This is a genomic window from Marinomonas foliarum (assembly GCF_016906065.1).
Classification (GTDB): domain Bacteria; phylum Pseudomonadota; class Gammaproteobacteria; order Pseudomonadales; family Marinomonadaceae; genus Marinomonas; species Marinomonas foliarum.
In genome coordinates, this window is record NZ_CP070273.1 from 2,747,889 (window position 1) to 2,765,017 (window position 17,129).

Below are 17,129 nucleotides of genomic sequence, written 5' to 3' on the forward strand. Positions count from 1 at the left end.
GCCAATGAATAAGCAGTAATGCACAGTTTGAAAAAATAAATGGCGGAACTGTGATGGCTTATTGGTTTAAATCTTTCTAGTCATAAATACGCTGTGAGGATCTAGTTTGTAATCAGAAAAAGGTCCACATTCAATAAATCCATGCTTCGCGTAGAGTTTTCTAGCTGGCTTGAAAAAGTCTTGTGATCCAGTTTCTAGGCTGATTATATTTAGGCCTTTTTGTTTGGCTGTATCGAGAATATGGTGAAGTAGGGTAGAGGCAACACCCTTGTTGCGAGCAGCAAGGGTGGTGCGCATAGATTTAATTTCACCATGGGTATCGTCATGAGATTTAAGTGCCCCACAGCCGAGTAATTGGCTATCTTCCCACACTGTCCAGAAGGTAATGTTTGGTTTTTTTAAGCCATCTAAATCTAATGCAAAAACACATTCTGGTGGTGAGGTTGCAAACATGTCCTCGAGGTGTTCAGTGAGTATTTGTTTGACTTCTGGGCCAGATAAATCGTCGATTCTGATGTCCATTTAGTGTTCTTTCCTTACTGAAAATGATGGGCTATTTAATACGCCAAAGTAAGCAATTTTTGTACCTTAATTTAGTATCTTTTAGTCGTTAAACAAAAGTGTATACTGTTTTTCAAAGCAGGTTTTAGATTAGGGAAAGGCATAAGGTGCGATATGACAGATCGAGTGAGTTTACGACCTGCCGAAATGAAAGACGCAGAAACACTTTTTATCTGGCGCAATGATCTAGAGACGCGCAAAGCGTCTCATAATAGCGATGAAGTTATTTTCGAATCGCATCTCATATGGCTTGATGCATCATTAAGTAATCCGTCAAAAAGACTTTTATGGATAGCGGAAGTAGGTGGTGAAGCGATTGGGACTTGTCGAGCGGACCTAGCGGAAAACGTATGGGAATTATCTTGGACCATTGCACCAGAAGCTCGCGGAAAAGGCTTTGCTCATCAAATGCTGTCCAAACTGGTGCATAGTTTTGATGAACCATTAGTGGCGCAGGTTAAGGGTGATAATATTGTGTCTATGAAAGTGGCTGAGCGAGCTGGTTTTGTCTTAGATAAACAAGAAAACGGTGTGCTGTTTTATGTTTATCCTGACACCCCTTCTATTGCCGATTAATCATCAAAGCGAATGCGAACCTTAGGTTCGTCTGGCTTTTTCTCGGTCGGTTTACGCAATGGATCGACCAACTTTTCAAGGCCATTGATTTTTATTTCCAGCGCCAGCTGCAACCACTGCCCTAAATTGCCATTCGGCCAACCTTCGTGGGCAAACCATAGCAAATAGGCTTCTGGCAGGTCGATCAATACACGGCCTTGGTATTTACCAAATGGCATAGTTTGACGGGCAACTTGGACGAGATCTTCTTGTGAAAACATGGGCTTCGCTTAATGATGCTTAAGAGTGGGTATGTGGAGCGTATTTAATCATACGTGAGTTATTTGGCAAATGGTGGATCTTGTTTAAAACGTTGAATGAGATAATCACATATACTTTGAAGCTTCGGCGACGGCTGACGTACCTTGGGGTAAACCAGCCAAACACCGCTGTAGGGATACTGGTATTGCGTTAACAAAGGGATGAGCTTGCCACTGGCAAGGTCATCGGCGACGTAATAGTCTGGTAGCTGAGCAATTCCCAAGCCTTTTCGAACCGCATCTAGTAAAGCGGGGCCAGAATTACTGCGCCAGTTACTGCTCACTTTTACTTCTTTACGTTGCCCATCTTGCTGAAACAACCAGTGGGTTTTTGAACCAATTAGGCAGCTATGTTTGCTTAATTCCGCCAGCGTGTGCGGCATGCCGTGTTGGTCTATGTATTCCCGCGATGCACAAAGGTATTCCTCACGGTCACATAAACGGCGTGACAAATGGCTTGAGTCCTTCATGGCGCCCATACGAATAGCAAGGTCGTAACCTTCCTCTATCAAATCTACCGAGCGGTTCGTCAGATGAAAATCCAGTTCTATCTTTGGATGATTCAGCAGAAAGTCATTCATTAATGGTGCAATGTAACGTTCGCCAAAGGTCGTGGCACAGGTCATTTTAAATGAGCCTATTGGCGCTTGATTGAGCGTGGAAATGACTTCTTCGGCGCTACTTAAGGCTTCTGGTAAACCGCGACAATGCTGATAGTACAGCTCACCCGCGTCGCTTAAACGAATACGGCGTGTGGTTCGAAACAGCAGGGTAGTTTCAAGCTCTGCCTCTAGTTGGGTGATCAATCGACTAATGTGCGAAGCGGATACGCTCAGTTTTATCGCTGCGGCTGAAAAGCTGCCTTGTCTGACAACTTCGACGAACGCTTCCATGGCTTCCCAGTTTTTCATAATCTTTTTGTACCGATAGATGGACGTTTAGCTTGATGATTTAATTGTTACATTATAACTGAATTTAATGTTTTTAAAATGATTGTTGCTGTATGGCAATAATCATTTTCCAAATTGGGCATTATCCTTGTAATCATTTGCGTCTACACTGATTGCATCGAAAATGAATCAAAACATACTTTGGAGTACGCAATGAAATGTAAAGCAGCTGTTGCTTGGGGCCCAGGCCAACCTCTTAAAATCGAAGAAGTTGACGTTCAAGATCCGCAAAAAGGCGAAGTGCTAGTTCGCATGGTTGCTACGGGTGTTTGTCACACTGATGCATTCACTTTGTCTGGTGAAGATCCAGAAGGTATTTTCCCTGCAATCCTAGGCCATGAAGGCGCGGGTGTTGTTGAAGCTGTAGGCGAAGGTGTTACGACTCTAAAAGTGGGCGATCATGTTATCCCACTTTACACAGCTGAATGTGGCGTGTGTAAATTCTGTAAGTCTGGCAAAACTAACCTTTGCCAAGCGGTTCGTGAAACACAAGGTAAAGGCCTTATGCCAGATGGCACAAGCCGTTTCAGCATCAATGGCGAGCCTATTTTCCATTACATGGGGACGTCTACTTTTTCTGAATACAGCGTTGTACCAGAAATCTCTTTGGCAAAAATCCACGTTGATGCGCCACTAGAGAAAGTCTGCTTGCTAGGTTGTGGTATCACAACAGGTATCGGTGCGGTACTAAACACAGCGAAAGTTGAAAAAGGCGATACTGTTGCTATCTTCGGTCTTGGCGGTATTGGTCTGTCTTGTATCCAAGGTGCTCGCATGGCGGGGGCTTCTCGCATTATCGCGATCGACATTAACGAATCTAAATTCGAGATGGCGAAACAATTCGGCGCAACTGACTGCGTTAACCCGAAAAACTTTGATGCGCCAATTCAACAAGTGATTGTTGATATGACGGATGGCGGTGTGGATTACTCTTTCGAGTGTATCGGTAACGTACAAGTGATGCGTTCTGCACTTGAGTGCTGCCATAAAGGTTGGGGTGAATCCATCATCATCGGTGTTGCTGGTGCTGGCCAAGAAATCTCTACTCGTCCGTTCCAATTGGTAACTGGTCGAGTCTGGAAAGGTTCTGCTTTCGGTGGTGTAAAAGGTCGCAGCCAATTACCAGGTTACGTAGAAGACTACATGAATGGCAAGATCGAAATCGATCCATTCGTAACGCACACTATGCCACTTGAGCAAATCAACGACGCGTTTGATTTGATGCACAAAGGCGAGAGTATTCGTACTGTTATCCTTTTTGACCAAAAGTAATCGCTCAGATCAGTCGAACTAATCCCGTTAGCCATTTTGCTGTCACTCTTTAATCAGAAACAAGCAAATGGCTAGCGTCTAGGAGAAGAGTATGGAACTTTTATCTAGCACCAAAAGCTTCGGCGGTTGGTTGAAGCGTTATAAGCATGAAAGCTTGTCAGTAAAAAGCGAAATGACCTTTGCTATTTACCTGCCACCACAAGCAGAAACGCAAAAAGTGCCTGTTTTGTATTGGTTGTCAGGTCTGACCTGTAACGATGAAAACTTTACGCAAAAAGCAGGTGCCTTTCGTAAAGCGGCAGAGCTAGGTCTAGCCATTGTTTGTCCAGATACCAGCCCTCGCGGCATGGATTATCCAAACGAGCATGAAAGCTACGACTTTGGTTCTGCGGCAGGGTTTTATATCAATGCGACGGTTGAACCTTATTCGAATACTTACCACATGTATGATTACGTGGTTCAAGAATTGCCGCATTTGGTAGAAGCCAACTTCCCTGTGACCGACAAGCGTTCGATCTCTGGTCACTCAATGGGTGGTCACGGCGCTTTGATTTGCGCGTTGAAGAACCCAGGCAAGTATCAATCTGTTTCAGCGTTCGCACCGATCGTTAATCCAACTAACTGTCCTTGGGGCGAAAAAGCCTTTACTGGATACTTGGGTGAAGACATAGCCACTTGGAATGAATGGGATGCGACTTTGCTGATCGAGAACGCAAGTGAACGCTTACCTTTGTTCATTGACCAAGGCGAAGCCGATAACTTCTTGGTAGAACAACTTAAACCAGAAGCCCTAGAAGCAGCCTGTGAAAAAGCCGGACACCCGATTACGCTACGTCGTCAACCGGGCTACGACCACAGCTACTTCTTCATCGCCAGCTTTATCGACGATCATTTAGAGCATCATTCCAGAGCCTTGGGTTAGCATTTAGTTTTCTCTTCTTTGGAATCGAAAAAGCGAGCTGCGGCTCGCTTTTTTATTGCCTGAAAACTTTTTAAAACAACGCTTGGTTTAATCTTGTCCTATATCTATGTGTGAGGGAATATTTTTACCAGAACTATTCTGTATGATAGAAATATAGCGCAAATATTGTTTGGAGCTTTTGAGCTAGCTAGCAGTTAACAAGGAAATTATTCTATGAATCTCACTATCCGAGCAGCAAAAATAGAAGAGCTAGAGTCGATTGAAGCATTAATCAATCGCTCCACGCGTGAGCTTCAGCGTGGGTTTTATGAGGAATCAGAGATTGAAGCGGCGTTGGAGTTGATTAGTGGTTTAGATACTCTCATCCACTCTGGACAGTATTTTGTTGCCGAAATAGATAGGCGAATTGCTGGCTGTGGCGGTGTATCTTTGTCATTGGATGAAGAAACGAGTGCCGAGATTCGAGGCTTCTTTGTTGCACCTGAATATGCCAGAAAAGGTGTCGCTTCAAGCGTGTTTGATTATTGTGAAAAGTATTGCTCTGAAAGAGGTGTTAAGTCGTTGTTTTTAGCTTCCACTTTGTCGGGTGAGTCTTTTTACCGAAAACGAGGTTTTACCGAGATTGGGCGTGTTCAAGAGCCGCTTTCTAATGGCCAATTTTTTCAGTTGGTAAATATGAAAAAGCAGCTTTAATTTTTAATGACTAAAATACGTTTGTCCTATGCTTTCTCTTTGATGTGTACAATTCCCTTATAAGTTTGACAATCTTGATATGTGTGATGACTGGAATGACGGCAACAAAAGTCACTCGTAATATCTTAATTAACAGGCCCAACTATGCAATCTTTTGATGAGTTAATCGCGTTACGTAAAACCCTTCATCAGAACCCTGAGTTGTCTAATCAAGAGCAAGCGACGGCGGCTCGAATTCTCGAAGAGTTTCAGGCTTTCTCTGCGGATGAAGTTATCACCGATCTTGGCGGAACGGGTCTGGCGTTTGTATTCAATGGAGCTGAAAGTGGTCCAACTACTTTAATTCGTAGTGAGTTAGATGCCTTACCGATTGAAGAAACCAATAGCTTTGCACATCGCTCACAGGTTAAAGGCGTTTCTCACAAATGCGGTCACGATGGGCACATGAGTATAGTGACTGCATTGGGTGCAGAATTGGCGAAACATCGCCCGCAAAAAGGCCGTGTTGTGCTGTGTTTTCAACCAGCAGAAGAAACTGGTATGGGTGCGATTCAAGTCGTAAACGATGCGCGTTTTGCGGCTCTTCTTCCGGATTATGCTTTTGCATTGCACAATTATCCTGGCTTAGAGTTGGGCAAGGTAGCGGTACGAGCGGGTACGTTTAATTGTGCGTCTCGGGGGATGATTATCCATTTAAAAGGCAAAACTTCCCACGCAGCGCATCCCGAAAATGGCGTCAGTCCTGCCAATGCCATGTGCCAAATTATCCAAGAGCTAAACTCACTGCCAGCAAAGATTCCGCAACAAGAGACCACAGGGCGAAATTGGGTAACGGTTATTCACGCCAAGCTAGGTGAAATTGCCTTTGGTACAGCGCCGGGCGATGCGGTGGTTATGGTGACGTTGCGCAGTGAAAGTAATGAAGGTATGCAAACCTTGGTAGAGGAAGCTGAACGTTTTTCTCAAACTGTGGCAAAGAGTGAAAACCTAAGTATTTCGTTTGAATACGATGATGTGTTTCAAGCTAGCGTGAACTCTCAACAAGGCTGTGATTTGGTCGTCTGTGCTTGTGATAACACTCAAACGCCTTTTGTATTATTAGATGAACCAATGCGTTGGTCGGAGGACTTTGGACAGTTTACCGCGACAGCCAAGGAAGGTGCTATGTTCGCCTTGGGCGCAGGGCAAGCTAGCCCGCAATTACACAACCCTGATTACGACTTTCCCGATGGGTTACTTCCTGTCGGTCGTGATTTGTTTCTGGATATCATTCGTCAGTTAAATGGTCTGGATGGTGGCCGTTAGTAAAAAATGCCAGCAGACAGAAACGACTATTTGCTGGCATTTATTGAGATACGTTTGTTAACGACTACTTTGAAGAGCGATTTAAGCGAATACGAAGTATTTACGAACGGTTTCTACTACTTCCCAAGTGCCTTTCATACCTGGTTCAATAACGAATACATCACCTGCTTTTAGGTGTTTTGGTTCTTCGCCTTCAGGGGTGATAATGCAGTAGCCTTCTAGGAAGTGACAGAATTCCCATTTATCGTAGTTCACTTCAAATTTGCCTGGAGTGCAAATCCAAGTACCCATGATTTTGCTGCCATCTTCTGAAAGGTAAGCGTTTAGGTTTACTGTATGCGGATCGCCACCAATACGAGTCCATTTTGTTGCGTTTACCACAGGAGTAGGGCAGGTTTCACGCATGACGGTGATAAAGTCAGACATAGTAGCTCCAGATTATAGATTGAGTTAAAGGAGAACCATTGTAGGGTTGTGATGAGTTAGAGATTTGTCTGTTTACGTCATAAATGCCTCTAAACAGTAGTGGATAGCAGTCATGGCTCTTCGTACTGTTTAACGCTAAAATTAAACCGTTTTTAAAATATGATTTTAAATATCATTTAATGCATTTTGAAGGATTCACAATGAAAGGAACGTTTTTTAAATCGGCAGCTGTTGTGGCTTGTCTGTCTTCCGCTGCGGCATTTGGCTTTAACTTGGATGTGTTGGGCTGGTTCCAAAAAGACAATTCGATCGACAGTATGATTGAATATGTCCCTGCTGACACGGCGCTTTTCTTAGGCGGTGTCTCGAATGAAGAACTTGTCACCAGTTCTGATGAGATGATGGCGCAGTTGAAAGGCAACGGCGATGCCGAAGTTGTAATGGAGTTGCTCGAATCTTTGCCTCCCAGTAAGGGCTTGGATTTTGTTAATTGGCTGGTGAAAGACTACTACGACGTAGCGCATAATGGCGGTTTAGAAACATTCCAACATTATGGTCTTGATATTGAAGGCGCGAGTGTTATTTATCTGGATGGGGTTTTTCCTGTTGCGCGCATAGCGTTAGAAAATGAGGACACGTTTTTAACGCTGATAAAACAAGCAGCGCAAGAAACGGATGTCACTCTTGGTTCGGAGACGATTGGTGGTCAGACGTTAACGACGGTTGAGTTAGTAAATAAAGATGACGTCGTGTTGAAACTTGGTTTTATGATCAAGGATCAAGTGCTTACTACAGCGGTTATATCGCAAAAAGAAGATAAAGTAGCGCAAGAGCAGCGCTTTGCCTTAGCGAAACCTGCGCAGCCTATGCCTGCTGATAGTTGGAAGAACGATGGTGAGGCTTATAACTTCTTAGCTGCTTCCCATGGTTATATGAATTTGCAGAACATCGCAAATGCGATCTTAGATAAAGATTCTCGCACTCATAAACAAGTAAGAGCATTGATTGGTGATGACTTACCAGAGTTGAGTGCTGCACAAATGCAATGTAAAGCCGACATCGTCAATATTGTGTCTGGGGCGCCTCGTATTGTCTTTGGTGTTAATCACTATGACGTTCAGGGTGATGACATGGCGTTGGATTTTTCTTATGCATTAGAAATTAAAAATGCCAATATTCTTGGTGAGTTGAATAAATTACGTGGTTTTATCCCAAGCTATTTGAATGGCAGTAGCGACTTGGCTCTTGGGTTAGGTGTGGGTGTGTCATCTGATATGGTTTCGCCTGTGCTAACGAGCTTGTGGCGCCAATTCACAACAGCTGACTTTAGCTGTGAACCATTACTTACGGCGCAAGCAAAGTTTCGTGAACAGAACCCTGCAGCACTTTCTGTATTTACTAGCATGGCGCAGAACTTATCTGGTGTGAGTTTCGGTATTTTTGATGTAGAAAAGAATGAAAGTAGCCAAATTGGTGCCAATTACGATGCCATTGCAACTATTACCAGTGAGAAGCCAGACGTATTGGCAGCACTTGCTGCTCAGTATATTCCTATACTTCGTGGTATTCAGATTCCAACCGACGGAAGCGCGGTGAATTTAGCTGACAGCGGCTTACCGATGGATACATTTGTGGCGATTAAAGGGAAACATTTAGTCGCTTATACTGGAGAGAAAAGTAAGCAAGTAGCTGAGCAGTTAACTACGGAGGAGGTGACCAAGAACGGAATGGTTGCCATTGCCATGGACAGTACCAAGTTAGGTGATTTGACCATGAACCTAGGGCAACTAGGTGCCAATATGGGTCAAGACTGTACCGATCTATATACTGTTTCAGCTGCGCTTACTAGTGTGCCCTTTAATTTAAATATTCGTGAAGGATTTAATGACAAAGGCTACGAAAGTTCTTGGTCTATGTATTTTAAAGACTTGGCAAAATTCAAAAATATTAGTCGTAAAGATCTGCTCAGTAGCTTCAATATTGAGTATCTAAATGAGCAGTGTAAGTGGGTTGCGGCAGGTGTTGAAACATTCAATGAAGATGGTGCCGGTACATTTATTGATACAGATGAAGCGAACAGCTGTAATGTTTACGAAAGTCGTTTCGAATGGCAGTATGCTTTCGGTATGATCGAAGAAACAGGTAGCGAGAGCCAGTACCGTAGTAGCTGCGATAGTGAGTGGGAACAACAGGAAGATGTCGACTTTACTTGTCAGATTCTGGGTGCGAAAGAGGATAGCTTTTATTGCCTACAAGATGATGAGTATAAGACGCTGTATCGCTACACTCGAAAATAATCTCTATAAAACCCTAATGATCGTAGGTGGCACTGAGTGAGTCACCTACGATTTAGTGCGCTTATGGAGTTACTTATTCAGTTTTATTTGAACGCATTCAGTGGGATTTTTAGATAAGACAACCCATTGTTTTCTGGCTTCGGCAAATGTCCTGCTCGCATATTGATTTGCAGCGCAGGTAAGATTAGGCGAGGCATAGCCAATGTTTTATCGCGCGTCTCACGTAATTCAACAAAGGCTTTTTTGCTGATACTTTCTTTGACGTGGATATTTAACTCGCGCTGCTCTTTTACTGTTGTTTGGTATTTCAACTCACGACCATTCGGGCAGTAGTCATGGCACATAAAGATTCTGTGTTCTTCAGGTAAGGCTAGTATCTTTTGTACGGAATCATACAGCACGCCAGCGTCGCCTCCAGGGAAGTCAGCACGTGCAGTACCAGCATCTGGCATGAATAAGGTATCGCCTACAAAGACAGCATCTCCTATAACATGAGTAAAGCACGCGGGCGTATGGCCAGGTGTGTGAATAGCATTGCATTGCATTTCACCAATGTAGAAAGTTTCCCCATCTTGAAACAAGTAATCAAACTGAGAACCATCGTGTAAAAAGTCTGCGCCTTCATTAAATACTTGGGAGAAGGTTTTTTGTACCTTGGTGATCTGGGCGCCAATGCCTATTTTTCCACCTAACTTTTTCTGGATATAAGGTGCAGCAGATAAGTGGTCAGCATGGACATGAGTTTCGATTAGCCATTCCACTTTTAGTTTGTGCGTGGTGACGTACGCAATAATTTCGTCAGCGCCTTTGTGGTATGTACCGCCAGAGGCGTAGTCAAAATCCAATACACTGTCGACAATGGCGCAGCTAGAAGAGGTCGGGTCCTGAACCACATAAGAAAAGGTATTGGAGTCTTTATCGAAAAATGCTTTTACCTTGGTCTTGTCATGAAGATTCGTTGTCATTATTCACCTCAGTATTCGTTATTTACTCATTCCTTGTAATAAGTATATTATATTTATCTAATATAACGTATGTTGCCTATATATGCGTGATTTTTTTGTAAAAACACTATCTCATTATGCGATAAGTATGAATTGAAATAATCCAGTGCCGATTGGAATCAAGATGAAAGCTCTTTGCAGGGCATTTTGGTACCATCGAAAGCACAACGATTATTCTTCTAAGGAATCGCAATGCAATATTCTATTCTTATCACAGGTTGTTCCACAGGGATTGGCCTAGAAGCCGCCAGAATGCTTCAAGAGCGTGATTTTCTTGTGGTAGCAAGTTGTCGTAAACAAGACGATGTGTATGCATTACAAGCTCAAGGCATCAAACACGTCGTTCAGTTGGATTTAGCCGATTCGGCTTCAATAGAAAAGGGCTTGCAAGAAACACTGGCGATTACTAATGGTCAGCTGTTTGCCTTATTTAATAATGGTGCTTACGGACAACCTGGCGCAGTGGAAGATTTGCCAGTGAAAGCCTTGCGAGCACAGTTTGAGTGTAATTTCTTTGGTACTCATGAACTCACAACCAAAGTGCTGAAAATCATGTTAGCTCAAGGCTACGGTCGTATTGTCAATAATAGCTCTGTACTCGGCTTGGTTGCGGCGCCGTTCCGTGGTGCTTATAACGCCAGTAAGTTTGCTTTAGAGGGCTTGACCGATACCTTGCGTTTGGAGTTGTCGGATACGCCGATAAAAGTGAGTTTGATTGAGCCTGGCCCCATTGAAAGTCGATTTCGTGCCAATGCTTTGCTTGCTCTGCAAGACAATATTGATATGGAGAACAGCCGTCACCAAAAAGGTTATGCGGAAGCGATTGCGCGTTTGAGCAAAGAGGGCGTGACCTCATCGCAAACCTTGCCAGCCAGTGCGGTGGTTGAAAAATTGATTCATGCCTTGGAATCGACTCGCCCCAAAGCGCGTTATTACGTAACTTTACCAACGTATGGGGCTGTTATTATGAGGCGTTTGCTGCCAACCTGTTTATTAGACTGGGTGATGCGACGTCAAGGTGCTTAGCCTTCTAGGTGTTATCTTGTGCTTCTAGCCAGCTTGTTATTGCTGATAAATAGGCAGTTCGAGCTGGTGGATGAGACAAATAAAGGTCGTGAAAGCCTTTCGGTATGATGGCTGTCGATAGGTTGTCGAAGGCTTTGTTTGCGGCAGCTTGCATGCTGTCAATGTCTAACACAGCATCACCTTGCTGAGTTTCTTCAATCGTCTTTTTGCCAATTGTACTGTTATCTGAACGACATAGTAAGGTTGGAATCGTTATGCGCTGATTTGCTAAATTACGCTGCGCAATAATAATCTCCCTAAGCCAATGGAAGGATAAATCAAAACCTTGTGCAGGCTTCCAATCTAATCGGTAATCCCATTCACCACCGAATGTACTGTGTATTGTTTTGGCATACAGCGTAAATTTCTTGGCGCGCAAATAAGAAAAGGGCAGCAGTGATACTAAGATTCGAATGGGCCAGCTAATGCGCTTAAGAACGGCTGGTGGGAATGGTAATGCCAAAAATGGACTGTTTAAAATCAAGCCGCTGATAGTGGGAAAGGCTATTTGATAGTAGCTTTCTCGTTCTGGTAAAGCATAGGGCTGGGATAAGTAAGTTGATACGACAAGGCCACCAGTTGAGTGTCCTAAAATGACAATATCGTCAACGCCATCTGCTTTCATCGTAGCCAAGGTAATGTCTAAATCTTGACCGTATTGTTCAAGGGACTCGCACCAGTTTGGCGGTGTCGAAGGGCGAATGGAGCGTCCATAGCCTTGGAGGTCAATTGCATAGAAACGGTAGCCAAGCTGAATAAAATGTTCGGCCAATCCTGTTTGAAAGAAATAATCCGTGTAGCCATGTACGTATAATATGGCTTTGGTTGCCGATGGGTTACCAAGGTGATTAATTAGAGTTGTGTGTACTTGTGTTTTTGGCCCAGCAAAGGCAAAGGTGCGTGCTCTAAAGTCGGCACCTAATAGGTCTTCAAAGTCATTAACCTGTTTCCAGTGTTGTCCTATAGGTGCACTCATAATCGCCTTATTTATCAACTATTTAAAAATACTATCGCCAAGTTGATCAATCGTAAGCTTGGCTTTGCGTAATGTGATCTCGATACATTCGTCACGGCTTGGCATTAAATCCGAGCGAATGAAGTTATGTATTTTTTGCTCTTCGCCTTCACCTTTGGTAATGGTTGCAGCTACTCTGTATTGGCCACCATCTTTCATCGGTGCTGGTACAATTGAAAAGCCTTTGTGTTCTACGACGTCTTCTGTTTTTTCTGGTGCGCTTTCGCCGCCAGCAAATAGCCCTTTAAGGCTAGATAAGATACCCATTAATACATTCTCCTATACTTTTCTCTATTTTTCGGGGATTTATTGTAATAGTCAAATACCGTCGTATTATTTAATTAAACCGATTACAGAATTACCACAGGATAATCCTTCTGTCGAAGTATAATAACTTTTTGGCATTTTCTTTTTCCTAGGATATTAGCTTGAAAAAAACGATGAGTACGATTAACCAAGTTGCAACCCTCGCGGGGGTGTCAAAAGCTACTGTTTCCCGAGTGTTAAGTGGCGTGGTTCCAGTTAAAGAAGAGACGAAATCTCGTGTGTTAGAAGCGATTAAGACACTATCTTATAGCCCTAATCAGGCGGCTAGATCTCTTGCCAGTAATAAAACTTACACCATTGGTTTGGTGGCGTCTCGTATCGATACTGCCTACTACGGACCAGCGGCAAGTGGTGTTGAAAAGGCCCTACGTGGTGGCGATCGTCATGTCATTATCGCTAGTGGCAATGGCTCGTTGGAGGGAGAGCGTGATGCGGTTGAATTTTTGATTAAGCGTCAAGTTGATGCATTAGTAATTATTACTAATTTTTTATCAGAAGAGGAAATATCACAAATTAATTTACGCTGTCCTGCCTTTGTTTTGAACCAGACTTTTCCCGGTGGTGAAGGTCATCATATTACTTTCGATAACTTTGCGGGTGGTGAAATGGCGGTCCAATATCTTATTGATAAAGGTCATCGAAAAATCGCGACGGTTACTGGTCCACTATGGAAGCATGATGCCTATCAGAGATATTTAGGTTGCCAAAAAGCGTTGCAAAACGCGGATATGGATCTGCATTTTCAACTGGAAGGCAACTTTAGTGCAAATTCCGGTATGACTCATATGCAATCTATTTTAGAGCGTGAAGATAGGCCAACGGCAATCTTTTTTGCCAATGATATTATGGCGATGGGAGCGCTGCATGTATGCGCTGAGCAAGGTATTAAGGTCCCTGAAGATATCGCAATCATAGGTTTTGATGACCTTGACATGTCTAAGTATTATTCCCCAAGTATTACCACCATAAAATTGCCGCTATACGATATGGCTGAAGCCACAGCATATCTGCTTTTAAACCGTGTTTATGATACTCAATTTCCTGTAAAAACCAGCTTTTCTCCAGAGCTAATCGTTCGCCAATCAGCTTAGGTCAAACATCCATACTATAAAAAACAAATAAGTAAAAAGTATTGACGGGGTCATATTATTGTCTAATATTTGTTCATGTAAGCGGTTTCATTTCAAGTTTTACCGTTTTCAACTCAAGTCTTTCGTAAGGAAGTTTTGAGGACAAAAACCCAATAGAGGATAAAAATAATATGATGGGTAAAAAACTGTTTGCTGCCACAATAGGGGCAGGATTTATGAGTGCGTCGGTCCAAGCTGCCAATGTTGAAGTGATTCATTGGTGGACATCTGGCGGAGAACAAAAAGCCGTTACTGTGTTGGCCGAGGAATTTAATAAACTGGGTAACGACAAGTGGGTGGACACCGCTGTCGCATTAGGCGAAAACGCGCGAGCACTTACTATGCAGCGCATTCTAGGCGGTGATGCACCGGGCGCCGCACAATTCAATACCTCTCGTCAGTTCGAAGAATTGATTGAAGAAGGTCTTCTCCTAGATCTCACTCCGGTTGCTGAAAAAGAAGGTTGGACAAACTTTATTCGTCCTTCCAGTATCTTAAATCCTTGTATGAAAGATGGCGGTATTTATTGTGTACCCGTCAATATTCACTCTAATCAATGGCTTTGGACGAATAAGAAAGTCTTTGCCGATGTTGGAGTGAAAGAACCTCATACATGGGAAGAGTTTTTGACTGTCGCGCCTAAAATTCGTGATGCAGGGTATATTCCTTTGGCCTTTGGCGGGCAAGGTTGGCAGGAGCGCCATGTTTTTGATGTAGTGATGATTGGCGTGACAGGTGAAAAATTCTGGAACAGGGTATGGAAAGATAAGGACCCAAAGGCTGCTAGTAGCGATAAAATGCGTAAGGTGTTTGAAACTTTTGGTGCATTACGACAATTTACCGATGAGGGGGCGCCTGGTCGAAATTGGAATGATGCCACTAACATGGTTATCACTGGCAAAGCGGCTGCACAAGTAATGGGTGACTGGGCTCGTGGTGAGTTTGCCGCGGCAGGAAAAGTCGCCGAAGTCGATTACGGCTGTATTCCGGGACCCGCTAAACGACCTTCTCTTACCCTTGGGGGCGATGCATTCATCTTTCCTAAATCCTCAGATAAAGATCTTGAAGCGGCACAAATGAAGTTAGCTTCTATGATGTTGAGTCCAACTATTCAAGCAAAATTTAACAATACTAAAGGCTCTTTGCCAGTACGTGCCGATGTTGACTTAAAAGTGGCTGATGCGTGTATGAAAAAAGGTCTTGCTTTGTTGGATGACCCCAAAGCGACTATTACACCTGCAAATAATTACATTACGGAAGATACGAATGGGCAGGTTCAAGATTTAGTCTCTACTTTCTGGAACGAGCCAAGTATGTCTGTCGACAATGCACTTAGCATTTTCAAAGGCATCATCGAAGACGCTGAGTAACCTTCGATAATCAGAATAACCACCAGTTTTCTCTAGTATTTAGTGCTGAAGATGCAGTACTGGCGGTCAATTCTTGCGTTTCAAAAGGAGTTTAAGATGGAAGAGACTATGGCTAATACAGCAAAAGTATCGACCCCGCGACGTACGAAACGAATTCAAATTTCTTCGTTATTAGCAAGTGCCCCCATGGCGATTGTTGCAATTGGCGTATTTGTGGTTTGTGTCGGTTATTCGGTGATGCTTTCGTTCACGAAATCACGCTTGTTTCCAAACTTTAATTGGGTCGGACTAGACCAATATGAACGCCTCTGGGGAACGTCTCGGTGGGTGGTATCTGTCGAAAACTTATTTCTGTACGGAGTGCTATTTATTGCCTTGTGTTTAATCTCGGGCTTTTTTATGGCGGTGTTTCTTGATCAGAAAGTACGCTTTGAAAGTGGTTTTCGTACTTTGTTTCTTTATCCCTATGCCATGTCTTTGGTAGTAACGGGTCTGGTTTGGCAATGGATGATGGAACCTTCTTTGGGGATTCAAAATGTCGTGCAGCGTATGGGTTGGGAGTCTTTTGAGTTCGCCCCATTAGTCAGCTCAGAGTACGCAATTTATGGTGTATTAATCGCCGCCGTTTGGCAGTCGTCTGGGCTAGTTATGGCTTTGATGTTGGCAGGTTTACGAGGCATTGATGGCGAAATCTGGAAAGCGGCTCGTGTGGATGGTATTCCAACGTGGAGAACCTACCTCTTTATCGTTTTGCCAATGATGCGACCAGTGATGATTACCTCCGTCGTATTGCTAGCCGTTGGTGTCGTGCGAGTGTATGACCTGATTGTCGCGCAAACCGGTGGCGGCCCTGGTATGTCGACGGAAATGCCTGCGAAGTTCGTTATTGATCACATTACAGCCCGTGGCAATGTGGGCTTGGGGATGGCGGCGGCAACCATGATGTTGCTCCCTGTGCTCTTGGTGATTGGTCCCTGGATTTATCGCGAATATGTTCGTCCAGCCAAACATTAGGAGTCGATCATGGAACAGATTCAATTAACTGGTCCACATGGGCCAAAACCGAAAAAAACCACAGTCTCACGGCTTGGCGTTTATGCATTTTTATTCAGTGCTGCCGTTTTCTTTTGTATTCCTTTGTACGTGATGTTGATTACATCGCTAAAAGGCATGCCTGAGATTCGCTTAGGGGAGCTTTTTTCGTTACCTGGCGACCCAAGTTTTGCAGCCTGGGTAAAAGCCTGGAGTGAGGCGTGTTCTGGTGTGGAGTGTAATGGGATTCAAACAGGTTTTTGGAATTCAGTGAAGATCACCATTCCAAGCGTGGCCATATCTATCATCATAGGTTCGATCAATGGTTATGCTTTGTCATTCTGGCGTTTCAAGGGTTCTAATTTGTTGTTTGGTCTACTGCTGTTCGGGGCTTTTGTGCCTTTTCAAGTAGTGATCTTTCCGCTGATTATTTTCCTTCGCGAGATGGGGCTTTATGGTTCTTTAACTGGGATTATTTTGATTCACACCATCTTTGGTATGCCGATCATGACCTTGTTATTTCGCAATTATTTTTCATCGTTACCCGATGAATTATTTAAAGCTGCGCGAGTAGATGGCGCAAATTTTTGGCAGATCTTCTTTCAAATTATGATGCCGCTATCCATTCCAGTGACTGTGGTCGCGGTGATCTTACAAACTACGGGAATTTGGAATGACTACTTATTGGGTTTGATTTTTGCTGGTCGAGAGAACTTACCAATGACCGTGCAGTTGAACAATATAGTGGCAACCACATTTGGTGTACGTGAATACAACGTGAATATGGCCGCAACAATTCTTACGGCGTTAGTTCCGTTGGCTATTTACTTGTTGTCTGGCAAATATTTTGTGCGTGGCATAGCGGCTGGCGCGGTGAAGGGGTAA

Annotated in this window: 18 protein-coding genes; 11 read left to right on the top strand and 7 right to left on the bottom strand. The window is 43.7% G+C overall.

The genetic code is table 11. The features are described 5' to 3' along the window. Window positions 1-66: 66 nt before the first annotated feature. Window positions 67-522, bottom strand: a complete 456-nt coding sequence (locus JSY38_RS12760; RefSeq protein WP_114412431.1) for a GNAT family N-acetyltransferase — start codon at window positions 520-522, stop codon at window positions 67-69. A gap of 153 nt (window positions 523-675) precedes the next feature. On the opposite strand from JSY38_RS12760, the gene JSY38_RS12765 reads away from it, so the two are divergent. Further along, window positions 676-1,137, top strand: a complete 462-nt coding sequence (locus JSY38_RS12765) for a GNAT family N-acetyltransferase (RefSeq protein ID WP_205113507.1) — start codon at window positions 676-678, stop codon at window positions 1,135-1,137. Here JSY38_RS12765 and JSY38_RS12770 read toward each other — a convergent pair. Further along, window positions 1,134-1,397, bottom strand: a complete 264-nt coding sequence (locus JSY38_RS12770) for a DUF3820 family protein (RefSeq protein WP_100188303.1) — start codon at window positions 1,395-1,397, stop codon at window positions 1,134-1,136. The genes JSY38_RS12765 and JSY38_RS12770 overlap by 4 nt on opposite strands. A gap of 59 nt (window positions 1,398-1,456) precedes the next feature. Further along, window positions 1,457-2,347, bottom strand: coding sequence for a LysR family transcriptional regulator (locus JSY38_RS12775; RefSeq protein WP_205113508.1), 891 nt, complete (start codon window positions 2,345-2,347; stop codon window positions 1,457-1,459). A gap of 192 nt (window positions 2,348-2,539) precedes the next feature. Between JSY38_RS12775 and JSY38_RS12780 the strand changes: the two genes are divergently transcribed. The 4 genes from JSY38_RS12780 to JSY38_RS12795 all read left to right on the top strand — a co-directional run bounded on the left by JSY38_RS12780 (window position 2,540) and on the right by JSY38_RS12795 (window position 6,578). After that, window positions 2,540-3,658, top strand: coding sequence for an S-(hydroxymethyl)glutathione dehydrogenase/class III alcohol dehydrogenase (locus JSY38_RS12780; RefSeq protein WP_205113509.1), 1,119 nt, complete (start codon window positions 2,540-2,542; stop codon window positions 3,656-3,658). A 91-nt stretch (window positions 3,659-3,749) separates the two neighbouring features. Next, window positions 3,750-4,580, top strand: a complete 831-nt coding sequence (fghA, locus tag JSY38_RS12785) for an S-formylglutathione hydrolase (protein WP_205113510.1) — start codon at window positions 3,750-3,752, stop codon at window positions 4,578-4,580. A 213-nt stretch (window positions 4,581-4,793) separates the two neighbouring features. After that, window positions 4,794-5,273, top strand: coding sequence for a GNAT family N-acetyltransferase (locus JSY38_RS12790; RefSeq protein WP_205113511.1), 480 nt, complete (start codon window positions 4,794-4,796; stop codon window positions 5,271-5,273). A 144-nt stretch (window positions 5,274-5,417) separates the two neighbouring features. Next, window positions 5,418-6,578: an amidohydrolase gene (locus JSY38_RS12795; RefSeq protein WP_205113512.1), complete on the top strand. Its 1,161-nt coding sequence runs from the start codon at window positions 5,418-5,420 to the stop codon at window positions 6,576-6,578. An 81-nt stretch (window positions 6,579-6,659) separates the two neighbouring features. On the opposite strand, the gene JSY38_RS12800 is transcribed toward JSY38_RS12795, so the two are convergent. Continuing rightward, a complete protein-coding gene (locus JSY38_RS12800) occupies window positions 6,660-7,004 on the bottom strand; it encodes a cupin domain-containing protein (RefSeq protein ID WP_114412424.1) in 345 nt (114 codons plus the stop codon). A 200-nt stretch (window positions 7,005-7,204) separates the two neighbouring features. Between JSY38_RS12800 and JSY38_RS12805 the strand changes: the two genes are divergently transcribed. After that, window positions 7,205-9,301 carry a hypothetical protein gene (locus tag JSY38_RS12805; RefSeq protein WP_205113513.1) on the top strand — a complete coding sequence of 699 codons (2,097 nt, stop codon included), beginning with the start codon at window positions 7,205-7,207 and terminating at the stop codon, window positions 9,299-9,301. Between the two features lie 83 nt (window positions 9,302-9,384). Here JSY38_RS12805 and JSY38_RS12810 read toward each other — a convergent pair whose 3' ends face one another. Continuing rightward, window positions 9,385-10,266 (bottom strand): MBL fold metallo-hydrolase, encoded by an 882-nt coding sequence (locus tag JSY38_RS12810; RefSeq protein ID WP_205113514.1) that lies wholly within the window; start codon window positions 10,264-10,266, stop codon window positions 9,385-9,387. Between the two features lie 231 nt (window positions 10,267-10,497). Here JSY38_RS12810 and JSY38_RS12815 point away from each other — a divergent pair, with 231 nt between their 5' ends. After that, window positions 10,498-11,331: an SDR family NAD(P)-dependent oxidoreductase gene (locus JSY38_RS12815; RefSeq protein ID WP_205113515.1), complete on the top strand. Its 834-nt coding sequence runs from the start codon at window positions 10,498-10,500 to the stop codon at window positions 11,329-11,331. 4 nt (window positions 11,332-11,335) lie between these two features. On the opposite strand, the gene JSY38_RS12820 is transcribed toward JSY38_RS12815, so the two are convergent. Next, complete coding sequence (locus JSY38_RS12820) at window positions 11,336-12,346, bottom strand: alpha/beta hydrolase (RefSeq protein WP_205113516.1); 1,011 nt, start codon at window positions 12,344-12,346, stop codon at window positions 11,336-11,338. Window positions 12,347-12,364: 18 nt separating this feature from the next. Next, window positions 12,365-12,652, bottom strand: a complete 288-nt coding sequence (locus tag JSY38_RS12825) for an HlyU family transcriptional regulator (protein ID WP_114412419.1) — start codon at window positions 12,650-12,652, stop codon at window positions 12,365-12,367. Between the two features lie 161 nt (window positions 12,653-12,813). Between JSY38_RS12825 and JSY38_RS12830 the strand changes: the two genes are divergently transcribed. From JSY38_RS12830 to JSY38_RS12845, 4 genes are all read left to right on the top strand, one after another. Then, on the top strand, window positions 12,814-13,803 hold the full coding sequence (locus tag JSY38_RS12830; protein ID WP_205113517.1) for a LacI family DNA-binding transcriptional regulator: 990 nt from the start codon (window positions 12,814-12,816) through the stop codon (window positions 13,801-13,803). Between the two features lie 170 nt (window positions 13,804-13,973). Next, the gene (locus JSY38_RS12835) at window positions 13,974-15,212 is read left to right on the top strand and encodes an ABC transporter substrate-binding protein (protein ID WP_205113518.1); all 1,239 of its coding nucleotides are present in this window, start codon (window positions 13,974-13,976) and stop codon (window positions 15,210-15,212) included. A gap of 96 nt (window positions 15,213-15,308) precedes the next feature. Further along, on the top strand, window positions 15,309-16,226 hold the full coding sequence (locus tag JSY38_RS12840; RefSeq protein ID WP_205113519.1) for a carbohydrate ABC transporter permease: 918 nt from the start codon (window positions 15,309-15,311) through the stop codon (window positions 16,224-16,226). Window positions 16,227-16,235: 9 nt separating this feature from the next. After that, a complete protein-coding gene (locus JSY38_RS12845; RefSeq protein ID WP_205113520.1) occupies window positions 16,236-17,129 on the top strand; it encodes a carbohydrate ABC transporter permease in 894 nt (297 codons plus the stop codon).